The organism is Ochrobactrum sp. A-1, assembly GCF_022488005.1.
Classification (GTDB): domain Bacteria; phylum Pseudomonadota; class Alphaproteobacteria; order Rhizobiales; family Rhizobiaceae; genus Brucella.
Genome location: NZ_JAKVQC010000003.1, coordinates 884219 through 910631 on the forward strand (window position 1 = coordinate 884219; position 26413 = coordinate 910631).

Genomic DNA, 26413 nt, shown 5'->3' on the forward strand with positions numbered 1-26413 from the left:
TGCTCAAAATAGTGGAGCACCGCACGTCCCCCAACGGCGGTGCTCCCATGCTACTGACCTTTTGACGGCCCGGTGCAGCAGCATTCTCTTGATAGAGCATCTTGGGCTCTATCTCTTTGTTCCAACGCAAGTTCAGACGGCGAAGCTGAAGCCGTGCATAGTCTCCCTGCGAAATTCATCGAAAGCAGCCGCGACCAGACGGATCAGCGGTTTGCCATCGCTTGTTGCGCTGATGACCCCATTGCGGACTTCCACCAGCCCGTCAGCCACCAGAGGGCGCAGCAAGGCCAGTTCGTCGGAGAACTCCACGCCCGGCGCCGTAGTATTCAGATCAACCCGAAAGTTGCACATCAGGGCCGTGATAATTCCGGCGCGGATACGGTCGCTTTCGCGCATCGCATAGCCGCGAACAGTTGCAAGGTCACCCGCTTCAACACGCTTGGAATATTGCTTCACGTCCGAGATATTCTGGGCATAGCCGCCGGGGAACTGCGAAATCGATGATGGTCCGAGACCGATCAATGTCTGGCAGCGATCATCCGTATAACCCTGGAAATTACGGTGCAGCGTTCCGTGGCGTGCAGCAATGGCCAGACTGTCATCCGGCAATGCATAGTGGTCGATCCCTACCGGCTCATAGCCGAAACCGATGAAACTATCCGCAACCACACGTGCCTGAGCGAAGCGTTCGTCAGCATCGGGCAGAAGGCTTGCGTCGATCAGCCGTTGATTGGCGCGCCGCTGGGGAAGATGCGCATAACCATAGCAGGCGACGCGGTCAGGCTTGAGGGCAGCGACCTTTTCGCAAGTCTCACGCAGTGTCTCAACGGTCTGCAACGGCAGGCCGTAGATGAGATCGAAGTTGAGACGGTCAATGCCGACTTCCCGCAGAAGGCTGGCAGCCTTGGCAACTGTCTCTATCGGTTGAATGCGACCGATGGCTTTTTGCACTTCACCGTCAACATCCTGTACGCCGAGGCTGGCACGATTGACACCCATGAGCGCAAGCGTGCGCGCCAATTGCGGCGTGACGGTGCGGGGATCAAGCTCAATGGCATGTTCCATCTCGGGCGCAAAATCGAACGCAACGCGTAAAGCAGCCAGAATGCTCGTAAACTGACGCGAGTTCAAAATGGAAGGCGTCCCCCCGCCCCAATGAAGATGGACCACGCTGGGCCGTGCAGTCAGGCTCTTGCTGACAGTTTCGATTTCGCTGAGCAAAGAAGTGCAGAAATTCTCGACCACATCGTTGCGAACTGCCATTTTTGCATGGCAACCGCAGTAGTGGCAAAGCTGCCGACAATAAGGCACGTGGATATAAAGTGAGACGCTTTCTTCCGGCTCTATCTGTCGCAGCCAACGATGCGTCGTCTCAGCGCCGACAGGAATAAAGTCTGCAGCCGTCGGGAAAGACGTATATCTAGGCACCGCCAATGCGGCGTAGCGTCTTATCGCTTCTTCATGCATAGCGCGTCCACCTTAAGCGTCGGGCGCTCCGGCGAGGCCCTGCCGGATATGCGCGCACCAGAACCGGGGCGACATTCCGCGGGGCAAGACGGCATGATGCGGCAAGGAAGCCCGCATGCATGACAGCCGATATTGCAATTCCCAGCCACAACAGCACCTGTTTTCCCCATTTTGAACGTACAATCCTAAAACGGATCGCATCAATCTCTATGGTCAGGAATAGGCTGTTCTGCCGGATGCCGCATTGATTTGAATCAACGGAAATACATCCGGATTTTAGGGATTGCGGCTTGAATTCAGAGGTTTTCCGGGTCCATCCCGGCAACGGCTGCCAGTGAACGGCGCGACAGGATTTCGACCGTATTGGCATCGGGCAATTGGATCAACCCTTGGGTTTTCAGCTTTGTAAAGCTGCGACTGACGGTTTCAATCGTCAGGCCGAGATAGTCGGCAATATCGGTGCGGTTCATCGACAGATGAACCGGGTTTGGCTTCTCCCCGCGCTTCTCGGCCCGTGCCGACAAAACCAGCAGAAAGCTCGCAAGCTTTTCCACCGGCGCAAGGCGCCCGAGAACAAGCTGATTATCACGTGCGGTTCTAAGCGCCGCCCGCGTCATTTGATGCAGACGTTCCTTCAACTTCGGAAAGCGCTCCATCAGATCGTCCATCTCTCTGGTGGAGAAGGCGCACAAAACCGATGGCACAACAGCTTCTGCCGACTGGGAATATGTCTCGTCATCGGCAAGACCGAGATAATCGCCGGGAAACAGGAAGCCAGCAATCTGCCGACGCCCATCTGGAAGCGATGTGTAAATACGAAGCATACCGGATGTCAGGCTAAAGACGCGGCGCTTCGGCTCTCCTTCTTCCACCAGCTGCTCATTGGCATCGAGACGCTTGGAGGTCATGATTGCTTCAAGAGCGCCGAGATCGCCAACATCGAGTGCCGCACAAACCGCAGTCCGTCGAACATCGCAATCCACGCATACCCCACATGGTGCACGGTAAGGCGATCTGGGATCGAATATAATGGGGGCTACACTCACGATGGAATCCTGTTTGTGGAAGCCGGAACAAGGTCTTTGCAGTTACCCTTTAAATAGGTAACTAGAACGCGTCCCGCAAAGCGGAATTTCGCCGCAGGGGTGTATCATCCCCCGCAGCGTATCAAAAGCCATCGGCTTGCTTCTTTAAATGTTGCGGCTACCAGGCTTCACAGCCGGAATTGCGGCAAGTTCGGGCGGCAATTTATCCGCTGGATAAGCTGGAACTTCATATTCAGCGAGAGAAATCAGCTTCGTGCCGACATCTGCCTTCCCGGCAGAGCGGTCCACGATGCAGGCTGCAGCCATGACTTCGATACCGAGATCCTTCATGCAATCGATCGTTTCACGAATGGAAAGCCCGGTCGTGACGATATCTTCCACGATAACGACACGTGCGCCTTTCGGCACATCGAAACGGCGTAGACGGAAAACGCCGTTCTCGCGCTCCACCCAGACCGACGGAACACCCAGATGGCGCGAAGTTTCATAGGAAGGAATCAGACCTCCAATCGCAGGCCCGACCACGTAATCGATAGGTCCAAGATTTGCCGCCTTGATCTTCTCTGCCAGAGCCTTGCAGAGCTTTTCCGTCTTGTCGGCATGCATGAAAACACGCGCCTTCTGAAGGAAAACCGGGCTGCGCAGGCCTGACGTGAGAATAAAGTGGCCTTCAAGGATCGCTCCCGCTTCGCGGAAGACGGCAAGCACATCTTCGGTATTCATCTTAGTCCTATCCGTTCACGCGTTTCGCGCCGCTGACGCTCGCGCTTTCTTTCAATTGGGAAATGATACGGTTGAGATGCTTGAGGTCCCAAACCTCAACATCGATAATCATCTCGGTGAAATCCGGTGCTGTGCGCACCATGGAAAGATTGTGAATATTGGCGTCGTTAGCCGCCACGATCTGCGTGATCTCCGCCAGAGAGCCAGGCGAATTGATAGCCGATACGCTGATGCGTGCCGGAAAACGCTCGCTCATTTGCTCGTCGATATCCCAACGCACATCAATCCAGCGTTCCGGCTGATCGTCATAGGCCGTCAGCGCAGGCGACTGGATCGGGTAGATTGTGATACCGGCGCCCGGCTGGAGAATGCCGACGATACGATCTCCGGGCACAGCACCTTCAGGAGCAAACCGAACCGGCAGGTCCGAATTGGTGCCGCGAATCGGCAGCGCCTTCTTTCCAGGCTTCGGCACTGCGTCAGCATCGGTCTTCGTCGCATCTTCGCTGCCCTCAGGCACCTTGAAGATCATGCCGGCTGCATTCTGGATATTAAACCAGCCCTTTTCGCCCGTCTTTACGGGGCTGTTCTGCGAGGTAACGCGTGTATCCTGATAATCAGGATACACCGCCTTGACCACGTCAGTTGACGGCAACTCACCACGCCCGACGGCGGCCAACACGTCCTCTACGTCCTTGCGCGCCAGACGCGGCAGGCCCGGCTTTAGAATATCCTTGCTGAAGGGCTTTCCGGCACGATCGAATGCGCGCTCCAGAATACGCATCCCAAGTCCGGAATATTGCTTGCGGACAGCAGAGCGGGTTGCGCGCCGAATGGCGGCACGCGCCTTGCCGGTCGCGACAAGCGACTCCCAGGCCGCGGGCGGCACCTGCGCCTTGGAGCGGATGATATCCACCTCATCGCCGTTCTTCAGTTCTGTCATCAGCGGCATGATGCGCCCGTTGACCTTCGCACCCACGCAACTATCGCCGATATCGGTGTGAACGGCATAGGCGAAATCGATCGGCGTTGCGCCACGAGGCAGAGCGATGAGACGCCCTTTCGGCGTGAAGCAGAAGACCTGATCCTGAAACAGCTCAAGCTTGGTGTGTTCGAGAAACTCTTCGGGATTATCGCCTTCGGAAAGTTGCTCGATCGTCTGGCGCAGCCATGCATAAGCATTGGTTTCGGTGGACATTTTGTGCGGGTTGTTGGCACTACCGCGATCCTTGTAGATCGAATGCGCGGCGACGCCGAATTCCGCAATCTCGTCCATCTCGCGCGTACGAATCTGCAGCTCGATACGTTGCCGCGATGGACCGATGATGGTGGTATGGATCGACCGGTAATCGTTCTGTTTGGGTGTGGAGATATAATCCTTGAACCGGCCTGGAACCATAGACCACGTCGTATGAATGAGACCAAGCGCCCGATAGCAATCCTGCGTCGTGTCGACCATGACACGAAAACCGAAAATGTCGGAAAGCTGCTCGAATGACAGTCCCTTGGTTTCCATCTTGCGGAAAACCGACCACGCCTTTTTCTGGCGGCTCTTCACACTGGCTTTGATGCCGTGCTTCTCGAAAATCTCGGAAAGATCCTTTTCGATCTTCTGCAGCAGCCCACGGTTTTTCTCAAGAAGCTCGGCCAGACGATCCGTTACTGCGCGCCATGCATCCGGATTGATATAACGGAAGGCCAGCTCCTCCAGCTCTTCGCGCATATCCTGCATACCCATGCGGCCAGCGAGCGGCGCATAGATATCCATCGTTTCCTCGGCAATACGCAGGCGCTTGTCTTCCCGCATTACGCCAAGCGTACGCATATTATGCAGGCGATCAGCCAGCTTCACCAGAAGCACGCGGACATCTTCAGAAATGGCAAGCAGAAGTTTGCGCAGGTTTTCCGCCTGCACTGCCTTCTTGGAAACGAGATCGAGCTTTTTGAGCTTGGTCAGCCCTTCAACGAGTTTGCCGATTTCAGGACCGAAGAGCTGATCGATTTCCTGTCGGGTGGCTGTCGTGTCTTCAATCGTATCATGCAGCAGCGCGATGGCAATCGTCGCTTCGTCGAGATGCATATCAGTGAGAATTGCAGCAACTTCGAGCGGATGGGAAAAGTATGGGTCGCCAGAAGCGCGCTTCTGACTGCCATGCTTTTGCATGGCATAGACATATGCCTTGTTAAGAAGCGCCTCGTTCACGTCAGGCTTGTATCGCTGTACACGCTCCACAAGCTCATATTGGCGCATCATTTACGAGAACTCCCTTTCGAAACCGATACTTGGAACCATATCGGGCCCAGCACACCGGATATTGTGACCCAAAATCGCCGAAAATCGAATAGTTCTCGACGTTTAGGCTTAATTTTCTGCCGACAATATTAATTTCTGGCAGAAATCGCTCGTCATCGATGCTTTTCGCACGCCATCCACGAGCATCAGAACCTTTGCGACAAGTCAGCCTGCACGACTATCAGCGCATAAAAACATGCGCCACGACCGGGAAGTCGCAGCGCATGCAAAAGAGAGTTGATTCAAACGATGATCAGAAGTCGTCGTTCTTCTCTGGTGCAACGAGGCCTTCGATACCGGCAAGCAGCTCTTCTTCCGACATACGGTCGAAAGCAACCACATCTTCTTCGGCGGCATCTGCAATGCCTTCCGCGACTTCTTCCGAAGAAGAGGTAATCTGTGCGGGCGCAGCAGCTTCCGGCTCGTCGACTTCCACATGCTTCTGCAGCGAATGGATGAGATCTTCCTTCAGGTCGTCCGGCGAGAGGGTTTCGTCGGCGATTTCGCGCAGGGCAACGACAGGGTTTTTGTCGTTGTCGCGGTCGATGGTGATCTGTGCACCCTGGGAAATTTGGCGAGCACGGTGACCAGCCAGCAGAACCAGTTCAAAACGGTTCTCGACCTTATCTACGCAGTCCTCAACAGTGACGCGGGCCATGCGCGGTCCCTTTCATTTCTCGAACTTTAATGGATTTTTCTCCACATAACGCTTGTGGAGCCAAATTACAAGCAAAAGCGGAATTGCTCATGCCTCGCCTCATGAAATCTGCCAAAAGAACGTCAAATTCATGGATTTGCCTCAAAAAACACGGTGGCGCGTCAAAACGGCACAATATTCTATAGCCTTACAAGGGAATAGTGGGACCGGACTCCCCTCTAGGTAATTTAGTGGGAGTAAATAACAACCAATGGTTGCTTGTTTTTCTGTGATATGTCCTTAGAAGGCAATAAACGCACTGGTAAAATTTGATACCACCCGCCGTTTAGAAAACAAACTGAATAAGCGGTCGTCGGTCCACTCCCGTCCGGCCGTAGAGTGGATATATTGCACGATGTTCGATTCTCGTGAAAAGATTGCGCTTTTTATTGACGGCGCCAATTTATACGCTGCCTCCAAGACCTTGGGGTTCGATATTGATTATCGGAAGCTTTTGAAGGCATTTCAGAAGCGCGGCTATCTGCTCCGCGCCTATTATTACACTGCTCTGGTTGAAGATCAGGAATATTCCTCGATCCGCCCCTTGATCGATTGGCTGGATTATAACGGCTACAAGGTCGTCACCAAGGCTGCCAAGGAATTCACGGATTCCACCGGACGCCGCAAGGTGAAGGGCAATATGGACATCGAACTGACGGTTGATGCCATGCAGCTCACCGATACAGTCGACCATTTTGTCATTTTCTCCGGCGATGGCGATTTCCGTTCGCTTGCTGAAGCTCTTCAACGCAAGGGTCGCAAGGTTTCGGTCGTTTCGACCCTCACCACGCAGCCAGCCATGATTTCCGATGAGTTGCGCCGTCAGGCCGATCATTTCATCGATCTGGTTTCGCTCAAGGCGGAGATTGGTCGCGACCCATCCGAACGTGCACCCCGCCGTCAGGACGATGAACTCGACGACAGCTATTGACGCCGTCGTCGAGCCGGTTCATGCAGAGGCATGATTTCCGAACCATCTCCCAATTGCGATATCTGTCCGAGGCTGCACGCATTCCTTCAGGAATGGCGGCGCAAAGAGCCTTCGTGGCATAATTCACCAGTTCCACCGTTTTTACCGGCACATGATACCGATGTCCGGCTCCTGATTGTGGGGCTGGCGCCGGGAGTACGTGGTGCCAACCGAACCGGGCGCCCCTTCACCGGCGATTATGCCGGCGATCTTCTCTACAGCACGCTGTGTGAATTTGGATTTGCAGCTGGCAAGTTCGAAGCGCGCCCCGATGACAGCCTGCACCTACTGGATGCCAGCATCGTCAATGCTGTGCGCTGCGTGCCGCCGGAAAACAAGCCCATCGGCTCCGAGATCAACAATTGCCGCCAGTTCCTGTCACCGATGTTCAGCCGGTTTCCGAACCTGCAGGCTGTCGTCACACTCGGGACGATTGCACATCAGTCGACGGTTCGAGCGCTTGGCGCGCCAGTTGCTCGACACCCCTTCGGTCACGACCGGGCGAGTGACATCGGCAGCTTGCGCATTTTTTCCAGCTATCATTGCTCGCGCTATAATACGAATACTGGGCGGTTGACGGATGCCATGTTCAGAACCGTATTCCGCAATGTACGCGATTACCTGAATCAAAAGAGCGCCTGAGGCGCTCTTTTACTTTGCCGGTCTTAACCGCGATCCCGCAACAAACGAGCCTTTTCACGATTCCAGTCGCGTTTCTTTTCGGTCTCGCGCTTGTCATGATTCTTTTTGCCTCGCGCCAGCGCCAGTTCCAGCTTCGCCCTGCCCCGATCGTTGAAGTAGAGCTTCAACGGCACCACAGTCATCCCATCGCGCGATACAGAGTTGAACAAGCGGGACATTTCGCGCTTGCTGATAAGCAGCTTGCGCAGACGCCGCGGCTCGTGATTGAAGCGATTGCCCTGCGTATATTCCGGAATATAGGAATTGATGAGCCAGAACTCGCCGTTCTCAAAACTCGCATAGCTTTCGGCTATATTGGATTGATTGGCGCGCAGCGATTTGACCTCGGTGCCTGTCAAGACGAGACCGGCTTCGAGCGTATCGAGAATTTCAAAATTGAAGCGCGCCTTGCGGTTTTCCGCGATGATCTTGCGCACGGGAGAATTCTTGGGCTTGTTCATGATGGCACCATATAATGTGCAATGCCTGAAATGAAAACGCTCCCGAAGCTACGGGAGCGTAAAAATCAGCGAAAGCGGTGAACTTGGCAGGTCAGTTGACCAGACCCGCATGCTTCATGGCCTGATCGATCTTCTCTGCTGTCGCGGCTTCCACTGCCACCATCGGCGAACGCAGTGCATTTTCTACGCGGCCAAGGCGCGACAGTGCATATTTCGGGCCTGACGGGTTCGGCTCGATGAAGAGTGCCTTGTGCAGCGGCATAAGGCGGTCCTGCAATTCGAGTGCCCTGCTGAAATCACCTGCCTGGCATGCATCCTGGAATTCGGCGCAAAGACGCGGCGCGATATTGGAGGTCACCGAGATGCACCCTACCCCGCCATGAGCGTTGAAACCGAGGGCGGTGGCGTCTTCGCCGGAAAGCTGGATGAAATCCTTGCCGCAGCTTGCACGCTGTTCCGATACGCGCTCGATCTTGCCGGTGGCATCCTTGACGCCAACGATGTTCTTGTGGTCGCGAACGAGAGCACCCATCGTTTCCGGCGTCATGTCTATGACCGAACGACCGGGAATATTGTAGATGATGAGCGGAATCGAGATGGAACGAGCCACACGGGAGAAATGTTCGTAAAGGCCACGCTGGTTCGGCTTGTTATAATAGGGCGTGACGACGAGAACTGCATCAGCACCAGCCTTTTCGGCATGCTGCGCCAGTTCGATCGCTTCCACCGTATTGTTGGAGCCCGCACCGGCAATGACGGGAACGCGACCAGCCGCGACCTCGATGCAAACTTCAATGACGCGCTTGTGCTCGTCATGCGACAAGGTCGGCGTTTCGCCGGTCGTTCCAACCGGAACCAGTCCTTTGGTGCCTTCTTCGATCTGCCAGTTTACAAATGCGCGAAAGGCTTTCTCGTCGAACGCTCCTTCGGAATCGAATGGCGTGACAAGCGCGGTAATTGAGCCCTTCAGCATTAGTGAACTCCTGAAAAAGAAAGACTGAACCTCTGTCCGCCAGTCATTTCGAAGGTGACCGAATGCGGCTGAGGCGTTGCACAATAGTCTTGCCACACGAGTGGGGCAAGCGGGGTATACAGGCAAAACAAGGGCAATACGGCAGTTTTGCGACAAAAAATAACGGGATTAAGCTGCACCGCCCGCTATTCATCCAACGGCCTTGCGAAATGTCACCTGCCGGAGACAATCAAATCACAGCCGGGCCTTGGTGATAACACTTTATTAAGGATGGATTCATTTCTTGAGCCTATCCTGCCAATTGAAATCGATGGTCAAGAACCGGGCTAAGAAAAGCCGGATTTCAACAACATATTGCCCATCAACCAAGTCTCTGTTCTAGTTAGCCAATGTCGAAAAAAGTCGCAGCGATATCCTTGAAAAGAAAAGCACTCCTCGCGAGCGGCTTTGTTGCGGTTGCCCTGCAGCCGGTGATTTCGCTCGCGCAATCTTCGCTGCCGACTGATGTGCCAACCCCGCTCGCGCGCCCCTTTGCGCCGACGACGACACAGCAGTCGCCGATGAATCTTGTGACACCGAAACCGCGTCCCTCTACGCCCGACCCGGTCGTGACGTCTGCGGTCAGCCGCATGGAAAACCCGGCAGCAATTGGTGGAACGCTGAAAAGCGGGCTTGATGCCCTTTCCTCTCGCGACGTTGCGAGTGCTATTGCATTCCGCAATGGGATGCCGCGCGACTCGCTCGACCGCCAGATTTTAACCTGGGCTATTGCGACATCCGGTCTCGACGGTGTGCCAAGTACCGAGATCGCAGCAGCGGCAACGGATTTGCGCGGCTGGCCAGGAACGTCGGTTCTGCGCCGTAATTCTGAGCGAGCTCTGTTCAAGGAAAACCCAACGCCTGCGGCCGTAATCGCGACATTCGGCAATACACGCCCGCAGACCACAGAAGGTATGATCCTGCTCGCCCGCGCCTATGTCAGCACCGGCAACACAGGCAAAGCACACGGACTGCTTTCGCCGTGGTGGGCCACACAGCGCCTTTCTGCTGATGATGAGCAAAAGATACTGAAAGAGTTTTCGGGCGTTCTGACGGGCGAAGATCATCAGCGCCGTATTCTAAGCTCTCTTTACAATGACCGCATGCAGTCCGCAAAACTGCTTGCGGGACCAGCACAGGCCCAATCGCTCTACAATGCCTTTGCAGCAGTCTCACAAAAATCTCCGAACGCAGCCAAGGCGATAGCAGATGTCGACCGGACATGGCAGGGCAATGCGGCCTATCAGTTCCTGAAGATTCGCTATCTGCGTCGCGCCGAGCGCTATAATGAGGCGACGGACCTTATGCTGAAGGCACCACGTCAGGCTTCGGCGCTTGTCGATCCGGATGCCTGGTGGGTTGAACGCCGCATCCTCTCGCGGGAACTGCTCGACCTTGGCAAGCCCCAGCTCGCCTACAAATTGGTTTCGGCCCATGCGGCTGAATCGCCTACAATGGCTGCAGAAGCAGAATTTCATGCCGGATGGTATGCGCTCCGCGCCCTGAACCAGCCGAAGACGGCTGCTCCGCATTTTGCCAAGATCGCAGAAATCTCGTCGCGTCCAATTTCTGCTTCTCGCGCATTCTACTGGCTTGGACGATCGGCAGAAGCGGGCGCCGGTGGCGATGCGCGCGATTACTATCGTCGCTCCGCCCATTTCGGCACGACATTCTACGGACAACTCTCAGCTGCCAAACTGAGTGAGAAAGCACCGGAGCTTATCTATCCACGGCCGACCGAAGCGGATCGCACACGCTTTGCGGGCCGTCCAGCCGTGCAGGCAATCAAGCGACTGGAACAGGTCGGCTACAGTAGTCGCGCAACGACGCTCTACAATCAGTTATCGCAGGAGCTCGACAGTGTCGGTGAACTGGCTCTGCTCGCAGTTATGGCCGAGCGTAACGAGAATCACTATCTTGCGCTGCGCGTCGGCAAAAATGCTGCGTTGCGGGGCCTTGATGTGGGTGCTCTATCGCACCCGCTTGGTGCGATTCCTGCAAATGCAAATATAAGCGGCTCGGGCAAAGCCCTTGCTTATGCTATTGCGCGACAGGAGAGTGAATTCAACGTCGGCGCGGTTTCGAAAGCCGGCGCGCGCGGTCTTCTTCAGCTTATGCCCGCGACGGCAAAAAGCGTCGCTACCCGCAACGGCATGAGCTTCTCCGCACCGCGCCTTACGAGCGACGCGGGATATAATGCGACGCTTGGCGCTCATTTCCTCGGTGAACAGCTTGACCGTTTCAACGGGTCTTATGTTCTTACCTTCGCCGGTTACAATGCAGGCCCACGCCGGGCATCGGAATGGGTGGAGAAATATGGCGATCCACGTGGCAAGTCTATCGATCAGGTCGTGGACTGGATCGAACGTATTCCTTATTCCGAAACGCGGAACTACGTTCAGCGCGTGATGGAAAACTATGAGGTCTACAAAGCCCGCTTGACTGGCAGCGCCGATATCCAGACCGATCTGATTTACGGTCGGCGTTAGAGCATTTCGCGCTCATATTGAGTTGGCGGAAATGCTCAGAAATGAAAAAGCAGGCTATTCGCCTGCTTTTTTTGTCCGTCGTGACTTTGGCTTGGCGGCTGTTTTTCCGGGCTTCACCGCTTTCTTGGCACTGGCTTTACTCACGGCATTCGCCAGCTTGGTGGCCTGCCCGATCCAGTCCTCGCGCTCCACACGGCGCGGAAAGCCCATGCGGCGCTCAATCCAGCGCGATTCGTCATCGCTCCAGCTGGCAATCTGGTCGTAGTGAAATACGCCGATGCCGTTGAGCAGTCCCTGAACTGCCCCGCCAATACCTTTAATAACGGTCAGATCATCTGGCGCTCCGAGGCGCGCAGCTTCCAGAAGCTCTGGGCGTCCCGGATCGCGTGCAGGTTCGGCATCTGCTTCCGCAGGTTCGGCCAGTGCAGGCCAATCCCCAACCACCTCCGCATCAGGTATGGCCTTCATCTGAGGCTTCTCTGATTCGCTCGGTCGCGGGGAATCTTGGGAGCCCTTAGTGTTAGCTGGCGCTTCGGCTTCTTTGACCACCTCCGGCTTTTTATCGACGGGCAACGTGGCATGTGCCGCAGCAATGATTGTGCGCTCATGGTCCGGCATCGACGCACTTTTGCGCCGCGCGAAACGGCCCAGAAAACAGCCGATAACAAAAGCGATGGCAACAAGAACAGCCAGTTGAACAATCAGCAACGGCATATGGTTTCCTCGTACTCCAAATTACTCAAGCCCGACGAACATATTCGCCGTCAATTTTCCCTGCCCAAACTTGCCGCAACTACCTCGAACCGGTCAGCCAGCCCACACCCGCGCCGATCAGAACCGCTAAAGCGAGAACCGGCCAAAACGATACGGCTAAATAAAGCATTGTCAGGTTCGCTTTCTATTCCGGAACGGAACATGTGGTCCGCTATGCCTATTCATAAAGAGAAAGGAAAGGCCCGAACAGCCGGGCTGTCAATTCCGAACAGAAAACTCTCACTGCGTTGAAATTTAAGGCTCGCCAATCTCGGCTCGCTCCAATTTCCAACCGAAGGGGAGCGGTGGGTTCAACTGGGATTGTATCTTTCGATAGCTGGCATCGTCAGTCGCCTTGCCTTCAATCGCGATACTGGAATCCGATAAAACGATTTCCCCTTCGCTCAGACCCGACACGAGCCGCAAGGCAAACTCCACCGAATCGGCAAAATTTGCAGGACTGCCACGACCTACCGCCATTTCATCATCAAGCGGAATGCCTGGAACCACAGCTTCAGCCATTGTCATAATGCGGTCTCTAACATCATTATCCGGGACCGAACCGGAGAAGATAATTCCGTCCGCACTTTTCTTTATCTGAAGCAGATAAGGCGATACGAGCGGGAGAACGCTCGTCAGATCAGTAATCTCGCGAATGCCTCTCACCTGCTCCAATGCCGCTTTCGCAGCAGATTGAGTCTCTGGATCGGGTGCTATGCCTTTCAAGGTTACATCGCGACCGTCTACTTCAAAGCCGGTCCATATGTATGGAGCAAGTGCTTCGCCGGTACGCGCTGCGATATCCGTCTCGACCCGGTCGGCACCGAACCAGAGGGCAAGCGCCGTCAGCGCTGCAGTCCACGTTACCCCGGGCCAAAACCATTTAAACATGTCGTGGCGTCTCCACGCTGAAAATCATCGAATGCGAAGCAGCTGAACACATACCGCTTTCTATTCGTACAAAGACCGAGTTTTCGGTGAAAGCAAGATCGTAACGGTGAAAATTCGCAAACAAAAAACCCGGCAGCGATGCTGCCGGGTTCTTTTTGAACAATCCCAGAGGGATTAGAACGAGCGCTGGAAACGAACCATGCCCTGGAATGCATCTTCGCCGTTGAGGCTGATGTTGTCGTCATCCCACTTGGTGTAGGAAACTTCCGGGGTGATCGTGAAGCCAGGAACCAGTTCGTAAGCAACGTTTGCAGTTGCTGCGAAGGTCTTGCTGTCGTCGTAAGCGAGCTGCAGGTTGAAGGTAGCCTTTTCGGTTGCCTTGAATGCAGCGCCACCCCAGACAGCCCAATCGCCGCCCCACGTGCCGTAGAAGCTGGTGATCGCACGGTAGGTGTAGCCATTGTCGTTGACGAAGTATTCGTCGTCGTTAGACTTGTAGCCACCCTGTACCCAGAGCGAGAAACGGTCGGTAAGGTTCACGTCACCGCGGATCTTACCAGCCCATTCTTCGTTACGAGCGTCGTAAGCTGCAACAGCAGCGATCGAGCCCCAGCCGCCAGCGTACTTCAGGCCACCAACGATATGCGGCGTGTAGTCGTTCAGCGTTACGTCGACGTCGGCATCGCCGTTGCCGCCTTCTTCGAGCGACAGGATGGCCGAGAAGCCGTTGCCGCCGGTGAAGGTGTAGCTGATGAGGTTGGTGCGGTAGCCGCCAGCGAGGATCACGTCGTCGTTGATGACGTTGCCGAGGTAACCAGGGAAGGTTACGAAGGCCGATTCATCGAGACCAACGCGCAGGCCGCCGAGCTGGATGTAAGCATAACGCAGCGAGCTGTTTTCGTTGGACGAGCCGTAATGCTCTTCTTCACCGTCGCCACCGCCGGTCCAGTTGTAACGCAGTTCGGTGAAGGTCTTCAGGGTGCCGAGTTCGGTTTCCGAAGCGGTCGAGAAGCGGAGCGTTGCACGAGCAAGCTTGCCCCAGGTGTCGCGATCCAGTTCATCAGGCGTACGAGCGTAAACGCGGTCACCGCCCGAAGCGTCGTAACGAACATAACCATGGATACGCAGGCAGGTTTCGGTGCCTGGGATGTAGAAGTAGCCAGCGCCGTAAGCATCGCAGACGCGGACATATTCAACGGCTTCTGGCTCTGGCGCGACGATTGCGTCGGCAGCCTGAGCGCCGGAAGCTGCAACCAGAGCTGCAGCGGAGCCAAGGAGAAGGCTCTTGATGTTCATTTCTGACCTCCAGTCAAAGTTAAAAATGGGTCTGGGCATTCTGATTTGGCTGAAGGACAACCTGTCCCCATCCCCTTTTGAAAAAGTCGCCCCGAAGCGCTCCTTCTTCTGGATGTGAAGATACTCGCCCGCTTTTTCGTTTCAACATCGAATGCACTCTCCCAACCTTTCTCGTGCTTCTATGAGGGAGGGTTGTTGCAGAAAAGACACGAAATTGCCTGTTTCCGGGTGGTCCGTTTAGAGTTTATTAACATGAGTAAACGCGAATTAACGGGTCTTAACGCTTGAAAACACGCGATATTTGGCATCTACACGGCTTCTGGCAAGCGAATCCGTGATTTCTCGTGCTCCAGGCGCAGAATATGTCAGAGTACCGCCGTGAGCCGCCACATTGATCGAATTCAGTGCGAATCTTCCTTCCTTATATACGTGCGAAATGACGTCTATGCCCCTCTGTAAAACCCACTGATTCCGGGTACATTCCTGATAGCGCATATATAAAGTGCGATAATTCGCAGGAAATTTTACCAGTTCGCGCGCAATTCGCTTGAAATGACAAAGCGTACCGGCTATCTCGCCCTTACCGGAGAGGTGGCCGAGTGGTCGAAGGCGCTCCCCTGCTAAGGGAGTAGACCTCATAAGGGTCTCGTGGGTTCGAATCCCATCCTCTCCGCCAGCTGCTTCAAGCAAATCCAGCCATAAAGTTCAGATTCAATTTGTCTCGCGATCTGCGATTCTGCGCCTTTTCGCGTCGTGTTCGGCGTGTATCGGACCGGCCTCCAGTTTTCTGACTTTTTCAGTTTTGAATCTGAAGAACATATAACTGATTGAAATTATTGCTCTATTGCTGATTCCTCCGATTCTTGACTGGAGGTCAGAAATGAACATCAAGAGCCTTCTCCTTGGCTCCGCTGCAGCTCTGGTTGCAGCTTCCGGCGCTCAGGCTGCCGACGCAATCGTCGCGCCAGAGCCAGAAGCCGTTGAATATGTCCGCGTCTGCGATGCTTACGGCGCTGGCTACTTCTACATCCCAGGCACCGAAACCTGCCTGCGTATCCATGGTTATGTTCGTTACGACGCAACCGGCGGTGATGACGTATACGCTCGGGCCGGTGGATATTCGTACGATCCTGAAGACGGATACTCTTTGAAGGCCGGCGGTAAGGATCGTGACACTTGGTCGAAACTTGCCCGTTTCGCCCTCAAGGTCTCGACGGCTTCGGAAACCGAACTTGGAACCCTCAAGACTTATTCGGAAATGCGTTTCCAGTGGGCTGACGGCGCGGACTCTGGCTCGACCGGCACCCTACGCTTTGGCTACATCCAGCTCGGCGGTCTGCGCGTTGGTCTTGATGAATCGGCCTTCGTAACCTTCCCTGGTTACCTTGGCAATGTCATCAACGATGATGTGATCCTCGCTGGCGGCTATCGCACTGGTCTCATCAGCTACACCTTCACCGGCGGCAACGGCTTCTCGGCCATTCTGTCGCTCGAGCAGGGCAACGACGTTGATGTTGATTACAACGGCACCATCGATGATTACATGCCGCACGTTGTTGGCGGCCTGAAGTATGCTGGTGGTTGGGGTTCGATTGCTGGTGTTGCTGCTTACGATGCAACCAATGAAGAGTGGGCCGGTAAGGTCCGCGCAGACGTAAACATCACCGACCGCTTCTCGGTCTGGGTACAGGGTGGTTACAAGTCTAGCAATGACGAGTATCTGCGCCCGACTGCTGGTGGCGGTTACGTCATTGACGGTGGCGACAGCGCTTACAAGGGTCTGCGTACCATCAACAGCTTCTACGGAACCTGGGGTGGTGACTGGGCTGTCTGGGGTGGCGCTGCATTCAAGGCGACCGAAAAGGCTACCTTCAACGTTCAGCTCGCTTATGAAGATGCAGGCACTTTCGCAGCAACCGCAAACGTTGCTTACGAACTGGTCCCTGGCTTCACGATCACGCCGGAAGTTTCGTACACCAAGTGGGATGACTCCAAGTCCCTTCTTGATGGCGAAGATGCTTTCCAGGGCATGGTTCGCTTCCAGCGCTCGTTCTAATCAGATCGACGCTTGAACATAATGCGCCAACGGGAAACCGTTGGCGCACATCCAATTGAAACATAGCTCACAAATGCGTGCACTTCGATCTTTCCAGAATGGGGAATTCGAAAAGGATCGAGATCCGAGGGGAATTACAGGGGACGACAAAAGCTTGGGGGCAATCTGGTCTTTGAAAGGATCGAAAAATGTCTCCACATAAAGTTAGCTCACATATCTTGTGCTCCGAGAATTATTTCATTAGTTGTGCGTCTCATATATCTATGAGGGGCATGCAATGATCGTCGTTGGGGAAACGAAGATCGACATGGGCGAAAAGTTTGCGCCGATAGTCGACTACAACTTACAGTACACATCCAACAAAAGTCCGAACCACCGGCTTGTCGAACAATTTTCGGTGGCGGAACTGACGGGGAAGTATATCAACATCCTGTGGGATGACGGGTCACACAAGTATAATGTTAGGTCGTTTCTTGGCGAGATTGACGAAATTCTGAAAGGTGAACGCTTTTCAGGATTCGATCAGGAAATGCTCGACTCCGTTATCGGCTCGCTTCGTGAGCGCGGCAACAGCAATGCAACCATCAATAGAAAGATGGCTGCGCTGAGCAAGCTGCTGCGAAAGGCGCACAAGATGGGGGATATCTTCAATCTACCGGAATTCATCCGGCAGAAGGAGCGTGTAGGACGTATTCGATTCCTTGAATATGAGGAAGAAAAACGCCTGTTCGCCGCGATTAAATCGCGCTGTGAAGATAGCTACCGGTTATCACTCTTTCTGGTCGACACGGGCTGTCGCCTTGGGGAAGCAATCGGCGTTACCTGGAACGATATTCAGGATCACCGGGTTACATTCTGGCTTACCAAATCAAATCGAAGCCGTACTGTCCCCCTCACCCGTCGTGCCAATAAAGCAGCACACATTCCACATGAGAAGCTCAAGGGCCCCTTTTCTATGCTCAATCAGGTCCGGTTCCGCCAGATCTGGAATGAAGCAAAAATGGAAGTTGGGCTTGGCACGGACGATCAGGTCGTTCCGCACATTCTTCGTCATACTTGTGCATCTCGTCTGGTTCGCGGCGGGATCGATATTCGTCGTGTTCAGATGTGGCTTGGACACCAGACCCTGCAAATGACGATGCGTTATGCCCATCTGGCGACCCATGACCTCGATTCATGCGTAAAAGTGCTCGAAGTCCACTAAGCGACTTCGACACCTAGGTTGTTGAGATTCGATAGCCAGCCACTGGTAACATGGCTGTAGCATTGGCTATTCATTTATGTCCGGTTCTTGCCGGATTGCTCGGTCGAAGGTGACGCAGGCTTTAAAACCGGGCTGACAGACCCCCAATTCTGAAGAAGCACGTCGCTCATTCAGCCAATATAGAATCATTGTGATGGAACCTGCCAATACAAGTTGCTATGCCTTTTATAGTAGGACAGACGCAGGTAACTAACGGCATTATCCAGCCCTTCGGCTCGTCCTCTTCATACTGTGCTGGACTGAGAATCGACTGGAAATCACTATGGGATCGCCCCGCCTCACATCACTCGTCACAAGCTTGCCTTCTACCGTTCCTTTTACCGGCCCGGAAACATTGGAACTGCAGCGCGGAAAACCCTTCCGAGCACGAATCGGCGCAAATGAGAGCAGTTTCGGACCAGCGCCATCTGTCCTCGAAGCCATTCGGATGGAAGCGAGCGAAATCTGGAAATATGGCGACCCTGAAAATTATGAATTGCGCCATGCCATTGCTGCGCATCACGGGTTGAAACCTGAAAACATCATGCCGGGAGCAGGCGTCGATGCCTTGCTCGGGCTGGTAGTCAGGCAGTATGTTGAGGAAGGTGACCGAGTCATCAACTCGCTAGGCGGGTACCCAACCTTCAATTATCACGTTGCCGGCTATGGGGGAAATCTGATCACGGTTCCCTATATCAATGACAGATCGGACCTCGACGGACTGCTTGACGCGGCGCGCAAGCAAAATGCCGCAATCCTATATCTCGCCAATCCGGATAATCCGATGGGAACCTGGCACGAGGGTTCGGATATTCAGTCTTTCATCGAGCGCGTTCCTGAAACCACGATGCTTGTTCTGGATGAGGCCTATTGCGAAACCGGCCCTGCCTCCGCCTTCCCGCCCTTTGAAACCGATCGCCCAAATATTCTGCGAATGCGCACCTTCTCCAAAGCCTACGGCCTGGCAGGAATTCGTTGCGGTTATGTGGCTGGCAGCGCCGACGCCATCAAGTCTTTCGACAAGATTCGCGACCATTTCGCAGTGAACCGTCTTGCGCAGGCTGCGGCTATCGCGGCCCTCAAAGATCAGGCTTACCTGCGCAACGTTGTTACCCAGATAATAGCTGGGCGAGATCGCATTGCCGCAATTGCCGGCGCAAACGGTCTTGCGACCATTCCGTCCGCCACCAACTTTGTCGCCATCGACTGCGGCAGGGACGGAGCATTTGCCACGGCAGTTCTCAATGGCCTGATCGCGCGTGACATCTTCGTCCGCAAACCCGGCGCCCCAATTCTCGAGCGTTGCATCCGGGTAAGTGTCGGTGTTGACGAACAGCTCGATCTTTTTGAAGCTGCCCTACCTACCTCTCTGGAGGACGCCCGGAAACACGCAGATACTCGCGAAACTGCCTGAACGGTGGAGCAATAGATGCAGATTCAATCCAATATTCGGTCGCAGAACATTCTTTTTAGCACGCTTGCCGGGCTGTGCGGTGCGCTTGCAATCGCTGCTTACGCGGGGGCGGCCCATGGTGGGGAGAATCATCTGGGCAATATTGCTCCGCTTCTTCTCGGCCATGCGCCCGCGTTTCTGGTGCTATCGCTGATTGTGCCTGCCAGCCGCACCGCTTATCTGGGCGGGGTATTGCTTGTCATCGGCCTCACTTTGTTCTGCGGCGATCTCTTCATGCGTGACATGACGAGTGATCGGCTCTTTCCGATGGCTGCTCCAACTGGCGGATCATTGATGATTCTCGGTTGGCTTGCTGTGGCGGTCACCGGCTGGTTCTCTAGAACCAAATAAAAAGGGGCCGAAAGGCCCTTCTCTTTAGGATTGTCCTGACAGGATCAGGAATTACCCTTCAGGCGCGCATTGCAGAGGCTGTAATAACCGCCGCCCTTCTGTACCCACTTCAGGCCACCAAGTGCATTGGCATCCTTCAGGGCATGGTACTGTTCGAGGCAAGTGTGCATACGAGCCTTGCCAGCTGACTCGCTGGAGAATTTTGCTGAAACCGCAGTCGGAAACTTCACGCCTTTCGGTGCAGCAACCGTCGGTGCTGCCGGTTCGTTGTTGCCGTCCGTGCTGAGCGCTACCGGATCTGCACCCGCGCCACACTCGGCCTTGCGGAAATCGTTCCACTTAACACCATTGTCCGTACCGGCATCCTTGGCCGCCTGATACTTGGCGCTGCACTGCTTCATTGTCAGGCCTTTGGCGCTGGCATCTGCTGCCGGAACAACTGCACTCTTGGCTGCCTTTTTGGCTGGAGCAGCAGGTGCAGGAGCTGCGGCGGCATCTGCGCCGCCTCCGCATTGCGCCTTGCGGAAGTCGTTCCACTTCATGTTGCCGAGCGTGCCAGCATCCTTGGCCGACTGATACTTTGCGCTACATTCCTTCATCGTCAGTGCATTGGCAGGCGATGAAAATGCAAACGCAGCGGCACTCATGATAATGGCCGTGCCAGCCATAGCCGTGATGGATCGAATAGACATCTTGTCACTCCCTGTCGAATGCAGCCTTTCGATCGCGTGGCGTACTTTGTGCCTTGCGATCTTGCTAATATAGAGGAACGGTAGATGTCATCGTTGCTCTGAACCGTTCCGCTTATACGTCAACCTTGCGCTTCGCAAAGTTGACTGTCAATCATTTGGTCAATATTACCCTCAGCTCCAATACAAATTTTCTAACGGGCTTTCTTTGCTCGTTATGGTCATGCAGGTGCCATGAAGTAAAATTATAGTACTTCCGGCCTCATGTCCGATTTTTATTCGAACAGAGTTAAAATCCTGGTGCGGTGCAGATGACAATGCGGATCATGATCATTGGCGGCGCCGGTTCGGGAAAATCAAGCCTCGCGCGTGCGCTCGGCGAAGTTACCGGCTTACCGGTCGTTCATATCGATACCCTCTACTGGCTGCCCGGTTGGACGATGCGATCACGTGACGAGATCGGTCGCCTCACCAAGGAAGCGGCAAATCAGGACAGGTGGATATTCGAGGGCAATCATAGCGAAACTATGAATTACCGGGCCTTACGGGCGGATATGCTTATTCTTCTCGATATATCGACCGTGCGTCGCCTGTGGCGTGTACTGAAAAGAACGGTAATCCACTACGGACGCTCGCGCCGGGATATGGCGGAAGGTTGTGTGGAGCGTTTCGATTGGGATTTTCTGAAATGGGTGGCAGGTTATCGCAAGAACGGTCGTATTCGTGCGCTGGCCTTTCTGGAAAAGGCACCTCAACATCTTTCCAAGCATCATCTGCGCAGTCCGTATGATGTGAAACGCTTTCTCGCGCAGATGGCGCACGAAATAAAATAAAACAATCGGCCTTTCCGATTGCGATAAATCCACAAAGAAGACCGTGAAATAACAATATTTCAAGCCGTGCGCTGCATCGCAACCGCTGTTATATTTAATCGTCTCCCAAGACTTTACGCTGCGTGCTATGGCCCAACCATCTGCACAGCGCGAATGCATGACATGTCGGAACTCGTTCCGGCACCGTAATCTTTTTGCCGGTTTGCCGGCTTCTCGCTGTTCTGGAGTTTCCACGTGGCCGATATCACTGATAACGCCGCCGCCCTCATCGATGCGCCGAAAGCTGCCGCATTCGACCGTCACCGCCTCTATGAAGATGCGATGGCAATGCTGATCGGCACCTCCTTCATTGCACTCGGCATTACGCTTTACAGCCAGGCGATGCTGATGACCGGCAGTACTGCCGGTATCGCCCTTCTCATCCAGTATGCAACAGACACGGAATTCGGATTGCTCTACTTCCTGATCAATCTGCCATTCTACTATTTTGCCGTGCGTCGAATGGGTTGGGCTTTTACGATCAGAACCTTCGTCGCCGTCGCTATGATGTCGGGCTTTGCGCGACTGATGCCCTTGAGTGTCGACTTCTCAAGCGTCAATCCGCTTTTCGCCGCACTGATGGGCGGTACCTTGATGGGTATGGGCGTACTCGCGCTTTTCCGGCATCGTTCCGGTGTTGGCGGCGTCAACATATTGGCGCTCTATCTGCAAGATGCCTATGGGATAAGGGCAGGCTGGTTTCAGCTCGGCCTCGATATCCTGATTATGCTGGCCTCGCTGTTCTTTATCCCTTGGGAAAATATGGCACTTTCCCTCATCGGCGCGATTGCCATGAATCTTATCATTGCAATCAATCACAAACCGGGCCGGTATCTCGGTATAAGCTGAGAAAACAAAAAGCCGCCTTCGAGGCGGCTTTTCTCACAAACAATTGTTTATCACTCAGTGGGCGGTCATCCACTCGCGTGCGTCGCGCAGCGCTGCTGCCAGTTCGCCCTTGCTCATCGTGGCAGCCACCTGATTGCGCATACGGGCGGCCTTCTCGCTGCCGCGGATGGCGGCAATGTTCAGCCATTTGTGGGCCTGCACCACGTCGATCTCGCAATCACGACCGATGGCAAATTTCATGCCCATTTCCAGAAGAATGCGATCCTGTGCTACTGCGCTGTGCGTATTCGTAAAGCTCTGAAACTGTGCCATTTTCTTCGTCCCTGTTAAATCCCGAGAACCGTCCGGTCTTTGTTTTCAAAGCTTGGTTTTCTTGCTTCGAAACTGCCGTCTCTGTCGTTCCGTTCATGTTCTCAAATCTACGGGAAATGGTTGAAATGCGCGTTAAACCAGATGCTTAACGAGCAACCAACAAAATCCGAACAAGGGGTAAACTTGGGATTATGTTAAACATGCAAGTGCTGCTGATTGCTGGATTTTCGTAAAAATTCGATTCAAATCCGCATGATTGAACGAAACCAGTTGCTAACTATAGACAACATTCGAACGCGGGCGTGTGTGTACAAAGGGCAATGTTTCATGTGCCGAGCGCGACACAAATATCTCTCTTCCGCTTCGCCGGAAACTGGTTTACGTTTACGTTTGCGTAAGTTTGATGGATAGTCGAGGAGGCTTCCGTCTTAAACTTCAGAACGCATTACAGCGGTTTCATCGTTGCGACCGGCAAAGCCGGGACTGGCGGCGATTTGGGAGGAAAGAATGATCCGCACACTTATTCTTGGAATGACGCTTGCCGCCACCTTTGCCGCACCCGCCCTCGCCGAGGAAGGGATCGTCGGCACGTGGAAGCGCCCGAACGGCACGATCATCAGCTATGCATACTGCGGTGCCAACAAGTTCTGCGGTACGGTGCAGACCGGCGAATACAAGGGCAAGTCCATCGGCACGATGTCCGGCACCGGGGGCAGCTATAAGGGTGAGGTCAACAAGCTCGACGAAGGCAAAACCTATACCGGCAAGGCCAGTGTCAAGGGCAATACGCTTTCACTCTCCGGCTGCGTGATGGGCGGTCTGATCTGCAAGAGCGAGAGTCTGGCACGCCAGTAATATCCAGCAAAATATGGAATCGAAAAGGGCGGCTTCATGGCCGCCCTTTCTTCTTGATGCTTGTTCAACGTGCCTTTTGGCCGAAGAGAATTTTCTGGGCTTCCTTGTCCGTTGCCAGATTGGATTTTTCTCGCTCTTCTTTGCCAACGAGCAGACCACGCTTCACCGCCGGACGAGCGTTCATTGTCTCGTGCCAGCGCTTCAGATTCGGGAAATCATCCAGATTCTGGTCATAGTTCTTGTAGGCATTGACCCAGCCGATCGAAGCCATGTCGGCAATGGAATACTCGCCTGCGATATATTCCTTGTTTTCAAGCTGCCTGTTTAGGACACCGTAGAGGCGATTGACCTCATTAGTATAACGGTCGATGCCGTACTGAACCTTTTCCGGCGCATACACACGGAAATGGCCGGCCTGCCCGGACATCGGACCGAGGCCACCCATCTGCCACATCAGCCATTCGTCGACGGCGACGCGCTTGCGTTCATCGGTCGGGTAGAATCTGCCGAACTTCCGCCCGAGATATTGCAGGATCGCACCAGATTCAAATACCGAAATAGGCTCGCCGCCCGGCCCTTCCGGATCGATGATGGCAGGCATACGATTATTCGGAGCAATCTTCAGAAAGTCCGGCTGGAACTGATCCCCCCTACCGATGTTGACATATTTGACCTCGTAGGGAACGCCCAGTTCTTCCAGCATGATGCTGATCTTGAAGCCATTCGGTGTGGGCCAATAATACAATTCGATAGGCTTGGTCTGTTCGGCCATGGGCTCTCTCCCGCTGATCCTGAAATTGCGCGGGACGTGTTCCCGCATTCCAATGATGGGAAACATAAGACCCTTTCGGGCAGGCACAAGAGCCACTTGTGGCAATAAACGGAACATCAATATTTTTGAACGCCGCATGAACGACGCTCTCAGGGACGGTTCAGGCGCTATCATTAGATTGAATAGGGAGAACAGAAATCAGAACGGCCTTGGGGGCAACCGATATGCTTCGTCGTTTAACAATTGTCTGCCTGATGATCGCTGGCTTTGCCGCAGTCGCCAGCATTTTCGTTGACCAGAGATATAACGTCTACCGGGATCAGCCGGTGATTGGACCTGTCGCAGCATTCAATCAGAAGCCTGCCAGAGTGCGACCATGAGAAGAACCCGGATCGTCGCCGCAATCGCCCTTCGGGTTTTCCTTTTCACAGCCATTTTCACCGGTCCGGCAGCGACCTTCGCCTACACGCAGATTGGCCAGCATTCCCAGATGAGCGGCATCGGCCTCGTACTTTATGTTAGCCTGCAACGCGTCGCATAAACTGGGTCATATACCAGTCATGGACTCTGCTATACTAGGCCATGACACAGCGAATCGAACATCCATTTCTGACCGAGATCAAAACACCTCCGACCGTTGACCCGGAGGTTTTCAACGACGCCGGTGCGGCGGTTGCCGCCCTGCAAAAGCTCTATGATCGCAATACGGCCTTCCTGCGCGATGCGTTCGAGAAGGTTGCGCGCGGCGAAGTTCCGCCGCAGCGCTATCGCGCTTATTATCCCGAAATCTGCCTGTCCACATCGAGCTTCGCGCATGTGGATTCTCGGCTGGCTTATGGCCATGTCTCGACGCCGGGCGATTATTCCGCAAACATCACACGGCCCGATCTGTTCGACCACTATCTCACCGAGCAGATTCGTCTCCTGATGCGCAATCACGGTGTGACCGTGACGGTGAAAGAGTCCTCAACGCCGATCCCGATCCATTTCGCCTTCAAGGAAGGCACTTATGTAGAGGCATCTGTCGCCAATGCCTTCACGCACCCGCTGCGTGATCTCTTCGACGTGCCCGATCTGGCGGCAACCGACGACAAGATCGTCAATGCCGATTTCGAGCCCGCCCCCGGCGAACCGATGCCGCTTGCGCCATTCACTGCCCAGCGCGTCGATTATTCACTGCATCGGCTGGCGCACTACACGGCGACAAGCCCGGCGCATTTCCAGAACTTCGTGCTGTTCACCAACTACCAGTTCTATATGGACGAGTTCTGCGCCTATGCCCGCGAATTGATGGCAGAAGGCGGCGGCGGTTATGAACAGTTCGTTGAACCGGGCAATCTGATTACGCGCGCGGGCGAAACCGAACCAAGCAGTGGCAGCCCTCTACCTCGCCTGCCCCAGATGCCAGCCTACCACCTGCAACGGGGCGACCATTCGGGCATCACGATGGTGAATATCGGCGTGGGACCATCCAACGCCAAAACCATCACCGATCATATTGCAGTCTTACGTCCACACGCCTGGTTGATGCTCGGCCACTGCGCGGGCCTGCGCAACAGCCAGCAGCTTGGCGATTATGTCCTGGCACACGCCTATATGCGTGAAGACCATGTTCTCGACGACGATCTGCCTGTCTGGGTGCCGTTGCCAGCACTTGCTGAAATTCAGGTTGCGCTGGAAGAGGCCGTCGAGGAAATCACCGGTCTGGAAGGTTACGATCTGAAACAGATCATGCGTACCGGCACGGTCGCAACCATCGACAATCGTAACTGGGAACTGCGCGACCAGCGCGGCCCGGTGCAACGCCTCTCACAGGCACGCGCTGTCGCGCTTGATATGGAATCCGCTACAATTGCGGCCAATGGTTTCCGTTTCCGTGTGCCTTACGGCACGCTTCTGTGTGTTTCCGACAAGCCGCTGCACGGTGAACTGAAACTTCCGGGCATGGCTACCGAATTCTACAAGCGACAGGTGGCGCAGCATCTGCGCATCGGCATCCGCGCAATGGAAAAGATCGCCGCCATGCCGGACGAGCGGCTGCATTCCCGCAAGCTCCGCAGCTTCTACGAAACGGCTTTCCAGTGACGTTAAGGGAGTAGGGGAATAAGGGAGTAAGGCAGTATGTTGGAGCTGTGCTGGAAACAGAGCAGCTTGGATCCTACTCCCTTATTCCCTTATTCCC

Annotated in this window: 25 protein-coding genes and 1 tRNA gene; 13 read left to right on the forward strand and 13 right to left on the reverse strand. The window is 54.6% G+C overall.

The features are described 5' to 3' along the window. Positions 1–132: 132 nt before the first annotated feature. From hemN to rpoZ, 5 genes are all read right to left on the reverse strand, one after another. Positions 133–1467: an oxygen-independent coproporphyrinogen III oxidase gene (gene hemN, locus MKS82_RS06095; protein ID WP_109987964.1), complete on the reverse strand. Its 1335-nt coding sequence runs from the start codon at positions 1465–1467 to the stop codon at positions 133–135. Between the two features lie 296 nt (positions 1468–1763). After that, positions 1764–2513, reverse strand: a complete 750-nt coding sequence (locus tag MKS82_RS06100; RefSeq protein ID WP_109987963.1) for a helix-turn-helix domain-containing protein — start codon at positions 2511–2513, stop codon at positions 1764–1766. Positions 2514–2657: 144 nt separating this feature from the next. Further along, positions 2658–3236: an orotate phosphoribosyltransferase gene (gene pyrE, locus MKS82_RS06105; RefSeq protein ID WP_109987962.1), complete on the reverse strand. Its 579-nt coding sequence runs from the start codon at positions 3234–3236 to the stop codon at positions 2658–2660. A gap of 7 nt (positions 3237–3243) precedes the next feature. Then, the gene (locus MKS82_RS06110; protein ID WP_109987961.1) at positions 3244–5490 is read right to left on the reverse strand and encodes a RelA/SpoT family protein; all 2247 of its coding nucleotides are present in this window, start codon (positions 5488–5490) and stop codon (positions 3244–3246) included. 292 nt (positions 5491–5782) lie between these two features. Continuing rightward, on the reverse strand, positions 5783–6187 hold the full coding sequence (rpoZ, locus tag MKS82_RS06115; RefSeq protein ID WP_061347279.1) for a DNA-directed RNA polymerase subunit omega: 405 nt from the start codon (positions 6185–6187) through the stop codon (positions 5783–5785). 394 nt (positions 6188–6581) lie between these two features. Here rpoZ and MKS82_RS06120 point away from each other — a divergent pair, with 394 nt between their 5' ends. Both MKS82_RS06120 and MKS82_RS06125 read left to right on the forward strand, forming a co-directional pair. After that, positions 6582–7157 (forward strand): LabA-like NYN domain-containing protein, encoded by a 576-nt coding sequence (locus tag MKS82_RS06120; RefSeq protein ID WP_109987960.1) that lies wholly within the window; start codon positions 6582–6584, stop codon positions 7155–7157. A 30-nt stretch (positions 7158–7187) separates the two neighbouring features. Next, on the forward strand, positions 7188–7838 hold the full coding sequence (locus tag MKS82_RS06125; protein WP_240578493.1) for a uracil-DNA glycosylase: 651 nt from the start codon (positions 7188–7190) through the stop codon (positions 7836–7838). A gap of 23 nt (positions 7839–7861) precedes the next feature. Here the strand turns inward: MKS82_RS06125 and smpB are convergent, their stop codons facing one another. Then, positions 7862–8338 carry an SsrA-binding protein SmpB gene (gene smpB, locus MKS82_RS06130; protein WP_240578494.1) on the reverse strand — a complete coding sequence of 159 codons (477 nt, stop codon included), beginning with the start codon at positions 8336–8338 and terminating at the stop codon, positions 7862–7864. A gap of 91 nt (positions 8339–8429) precedes the next feature. Next, positions 8430–9311, reverse strand: a complete 882-nt coding sequence (gene dapA, locus MKS82_RS06135) for a 4-hydroxy-tetrahydrodipicolinate synthase (protein WP_240578495.1) — start codon at positions 9309–9311, stop codon at positions 8430–8432. Between the two features lie 389 nt (positions 9312–9700). Here dapA and MKS82_RS06140 point away from each other — a divergent pair, with 389 nt between their 5' ends. Next, a complete protein-coding gene (locus MKS82_RS06140; RefSeq protein WP_240578496.1) occupies positions 9701–11839 on the forward strand; it encodes a lytic transglycosylase domain-containing protein in 2139 nt (712 codons plus the stop codon). 54 nt (positions 11840–11893) lie between these two features. On the opposite strand, the gene MKS82_RS06145 is transcribed toward MKS82_RS06140, so the two are convergent. The 3 genes from MKS82_RS06145 to MKS82_RS06155 all read right to left on the reverse strand — a co-directional run bounded on the left by MKS82_RS06145 (position 11894) and on the right by MKS82_RS06155 (position 14779). Then, a complete protein-coding gene (locus MKS82_RS06145) occupies positions 11894–12553 on the reverse strand; it encodes a 50S ribosomal protein L21 (protein ID WP_240578497.1) in 660 nt (219 codons plus the stop codon). Positions 12554–12847: 294 nt separating this feature from the next. Next, on the reverse strand, positions 12848–13483 hold the full coding sequence (locus MKS82_RS06150; protein WP_240578498.1) for a BON domain-containing protein: 636 nt from the start codon (positions 13481–13483) through the stop codon (positions 12848–12850). Positions 13484–13657: 174 nt separating this feature from the next. Further along, complete coding sequence (locus tag MKS82_RS06155) at positions 13658–14779, reverse strand: porin (protein ID WP_240578499.1); 1122 nt, start codon at positions 14777–14779, stop codon at positions 13658–13660. A gap of 585 nt (positions 14780–15364) precedes the next feature. Here MKS82_RS06155 and MKS82_RS06160 point away from each other — a divergent pair. The 5 genes from MKS82_RS06160 to MKS82_RS06180 all read left to right on the forward strand — a co-directional run bounded on the left by MKS82_RS06160 (position 15365) and on the right by MKS82_RS06180 (position 19882). Further along, a tRNA-Ser gene (locus MKS82_RS06160) sits at positions 15365–15455 on the forward strand. A gap of 204 nt (positions 15456–15659) precedes the next feature. Then, positions 15660–16835, forward strand: coding sequence for a porin (locus tag MKS82_RS06165; protein ID WP_240578500.1), 1176 nt, complete (start codon positions 15660–15662; stop codon positions 16833–16835). A gap of 277 nt (positions 16836–17112) precedes the next feature. Then, on the forward strand, positions 17113–18039 hold the full coding sequence (locus MKS82_RS06170; RefSeq protein ID WP_240578501.1) for a tyrosine-type recombinase/integrase: 927 nt from the start codon (positions 17113–17115) through the stop codon (positions 18037–18039). Positions 18040–18361: 322 nt separating this feature from the next. Beyond that, a complete protein-coding gene (locus MKS82_RS06175) occupies positions 18362–19492 on the forward strand; it encodes a pyridoxal phosphate-dependent aminotransferase (RefSeq protein WP_240578502.1) in 1131 nt (376 codons plus the stop codon). A gap of 15 nt (positions 19493–19507) precedes the next feature. Continuing rightward, positions 19508–19882, forward strand: coding sequence for a DUF423 domain-containing protein (locus tag MKS82_RS06180; protein ID WP_240578503.1), 375 nt, complete (start codon positions 19508–19510; stop codon positions 19880–19882). 44 nt (positions 19883–19926) lie between these two features. Here the strand turns inward: MKS82_RS06180 and MKS82_RS06185 are convergent, their stop codons facing one another. Further along, on the reverse strand, positions 19927–20574 hold the full coding sequence (locus MKS82_RS06185; protein WP_240578504.1) for an antifreeze protein: 648 nt from the start codon (positions 20572–20574) through the stop codon (positions 19927–19929). Between the two features lie 314 nt (positions 20575–20888). On the opposite strand from MKS82_RS06185, the gene MKS82_RS06190 reads away from it, so the two are divergent. Together MKS82_RS06190 and MKS82_RS06195 are read left to right on the forward strand one after the other, a co-directional pair. Further along, the gene (locus MKS82_RS06190) at positions 20889–21404 is read left to right on the forward strand and encodes a DNA topology modulation protein FlaR (protein ID WP_240578505.1); all 516 of its coding nucleotides are present in this window, start codon (positions 20889–20891) and stop codon (positions 21402–21404) included. 234 nt (positions 21405–21638) lie between these two features. Then, positions 21639–22292, forward strand: a complete 654-nt coding sequence (locus MKS82_RS06195) for a YitT family protein (RefSeq protein ID WP_445558058.1) — start codon at positions 21639–21641, stop codon at positions 22290–22292. A 54-nt stretch (positions 22293–22346) separates the two neighbouring features. Here MKS82_RS06195 and MKS82_RS06200 read toward each other — a convergent pair whose 3' ends face one another. Then, the gene (locus MKS82_RS06200; RefSeq protein WP_240578506.1) at positions 22347–22604 is read right to left on the reverse strand and encodes a sel1 repeat family protein; all 258 of its coding nucleotides are present in this window, start codon (positions 22602–22604) and stop codon (positions 22347–22349) included. A 507-nt stretch (positions 22605–23111) separates the two neighbouring features. On the opposite strand from MKS82_RS06200, the gene MKS82_RS06205 reads away from it, so the two are divergent. Next, the gene (locus MKS82_RS06205) at positions 23112–23459 is read left to right on the forward strand and encodes a DUF2147 domain-containing protein (RefSeq protein WP_240578507.1); all 348 of its coding nucleotides are present in this window, start codon (positions 23112–23114) and stop codon (positions 23457–23459) included. A gap of 64 nt (positions 23460–23523) precedes the next feature. Here the strand turns inward: MKS82_RS06205 and MKS82_RS06210 are convergent, their stop codons facing one another. Continuing rightward, entirely contained in the window at positions 23524–24231 is a 708-nt protein-coding gene (locus tag MKS82_RS06210) for a glutathione binding-like protein (RefSeq protein ID WP_240578508.1), read from the reverse strand. Positions 24232–24607: 376 nt separating this feature from the next. Between MKS82_RS06210 and MKS82_RS06215 the strand changes: the two genes are divergently transcribed. Both MKS82_RS06215 and MKS82_RS06220 read left to right on the forward strand, forming a co-directional pair. Then, positions 24608–24772, forward strand: a complete 165-nt coding sequence (locus MKS82_RS06215; protein WP_240578509.1) for a hypothetical protein — start codon at positions 24608–24610, stop codon at positions 24770–24772. Positions 24773–24813: 41 nt separating this feature from the next. Then, positions 24814–26316, forward strand: coding sequence for an AMP nucleosidase (locus MKS82_RS06220; protein WP_240578510.1), 1503 nt, complete (start codon positions 24814–24816; stop codon positions 26314–26316). Positions 26317–26413: the final 97 nt, after the last annotated feature.

Coding starts and splice junctions, on each gene's coding strand:
- hemN (WP_109987964.1), bottom strand. CDS start 1,467: ATGCATGAAGAAGCGATAAGACGCTACGCCGCATTGGCGGTGCCTAGA.
- pyrE (WP_109987962.1), bottom strand. CDS start 3,236: ATGAATACCGAAGATGTGCTTGCCGTCTTCCGCGAAGCGGGAGCGATC.
- MKS82_RS06110 (WP_109987961.1), bottom strand. CDS start 5,490: ATGATGCGCCAATATGAGCTTGTGGAGCGTGTACAGCGATACAAGCCT.
- rpoZ (WP_061347279.1), bottom strand. CDS start 6,187: ATGGCCCGCGTCACTGTTGAGGACTGCGTAGATAAGGTCGAGAACCGT.
- MKS82_RS06120 (WP_109987960.1), top strand. CDS start 6,582: ATGTTCGATTCTCGTGAAAAGATTGCGCTTTTTATTGACGGCGCCAAT.
- MKS82_RS06125 (WP_240578493.1), top strand. CDS start 7,188: ATGATTTCCGAACCATCTCCCAATTGCGATATCTGTCCGAGGCTGCAC.
- smpB (WP_240578494.1), bottom strand. CDS start 8,338: ATGAACAAGCCCAAGAATTCTCCCGTGCGCAAGATCATCGCGGAAAAC.
- dapA (WP_240578495.1), bottom strand. CDS start 9,311: ATGCTGAAGGGCTCAATTACCGCGCTTGTCACGCCATTCGATTCCGAA.
- MKS82_RS06140 (WP_240578496.1), top strand. CDS start 9,701: ATGTCGAAAAAAGTCGCAGCGATATCCTTGAAAAGAAAAGCACTCCTC.
- MKS82_RS06145 (WP_240578497.1), bottom strand. CDS start 12,553: ATGCCGTTGCTGATTGTTCAACTGGCTGTTCTTGTTGCCATCGCTTTT.
- MKS82_RS06150 (WP_240578498.1), bottom strand. CDS start 13,483: ATGTTTAAATGGTTTTGGCCCGGGGTAACGTGGACTGCAGCGCTGACG.
- MKS82_RS06155 (WP_240578499.1), bottom strand. CDS start 14,779: ATGAACATCAAGAGCCTTCTCCTTGGCTCCGCTGCAGCTCTGGTTGCA.
- MKS82_RS06165 (WP_240578500.1), top strand. CDS start 15,660: ATGAACATCAAGAGCCTTCTCCTTGGCTCCGCTGCAGCTCTGGTTGCA.
- MKS82_RS06170 (WP_240578501.1), top strand. CDS start 17,113: ATGATCGTCGTTGGGGAAACGAAGATCGACATGGGCGAAAAGTTTGCG.
- MKS82_RS06175 (WP_240578502.1), top strand. CDS start 18,362: ATGGGATCGCCCCGCCTCACATCACTCGTCACAAGCTTGCCTTCTACC.
- MKS82_RS06180 (WP_240578503.1), top strand. CDS start 19,508: ATGCAGATTCAATCCAATATTCGGTCGCAGAACATTCTTTTTAGCACG.
- MKS82_RS06185 (WP_240578504.1), bottom strand. CDS start 20,574: ATGTCTATTCGATCCATCACGGCTATGGCTGGCACGGCCATTATCATG.
- MKS82_RS06190 (WP_240578505.1), top strand. CDS start 20,889: ATGCGGATCATGATCATTGGCGGCGCCGGTTCGGGAAAATCAAGCCTC.
- MKS82_RS06200 (WP_240578506.1), bottom strand. CDS start 22,604: ATGGCACAGTTTCAGAGCTTTACGAATACGCACAGCGCAGTAGCACAG.
- MKS82_RS06205 (WP_240578507.1), top strand. CDS start 23,112: ATGATCCGCACACTTATTCTTGGAATGACGCTTGCCGCCACCTTTGCC.
- MKS82_RS06210 (WP_240578508.1), bottom strand. CDS start 24,231: ATGGCCGAACAGACCAAGCCTATCGAATTGTATTATTGGCCCACACCG.
- MKS82_RS06215 (WP_240578509.1), top strand. CDS start 24,608: ATGAGAAGAACCCGGATCGTCGCCGCAATCGCCCTTCGGGTTTTCCTT.
- MKS82_RS06220 (WP_240578510.1), top strand. CDS start 24,814: ATGACACAGCGAATCGAACATCCATTTCTGACCGAGATCAAAACACCT.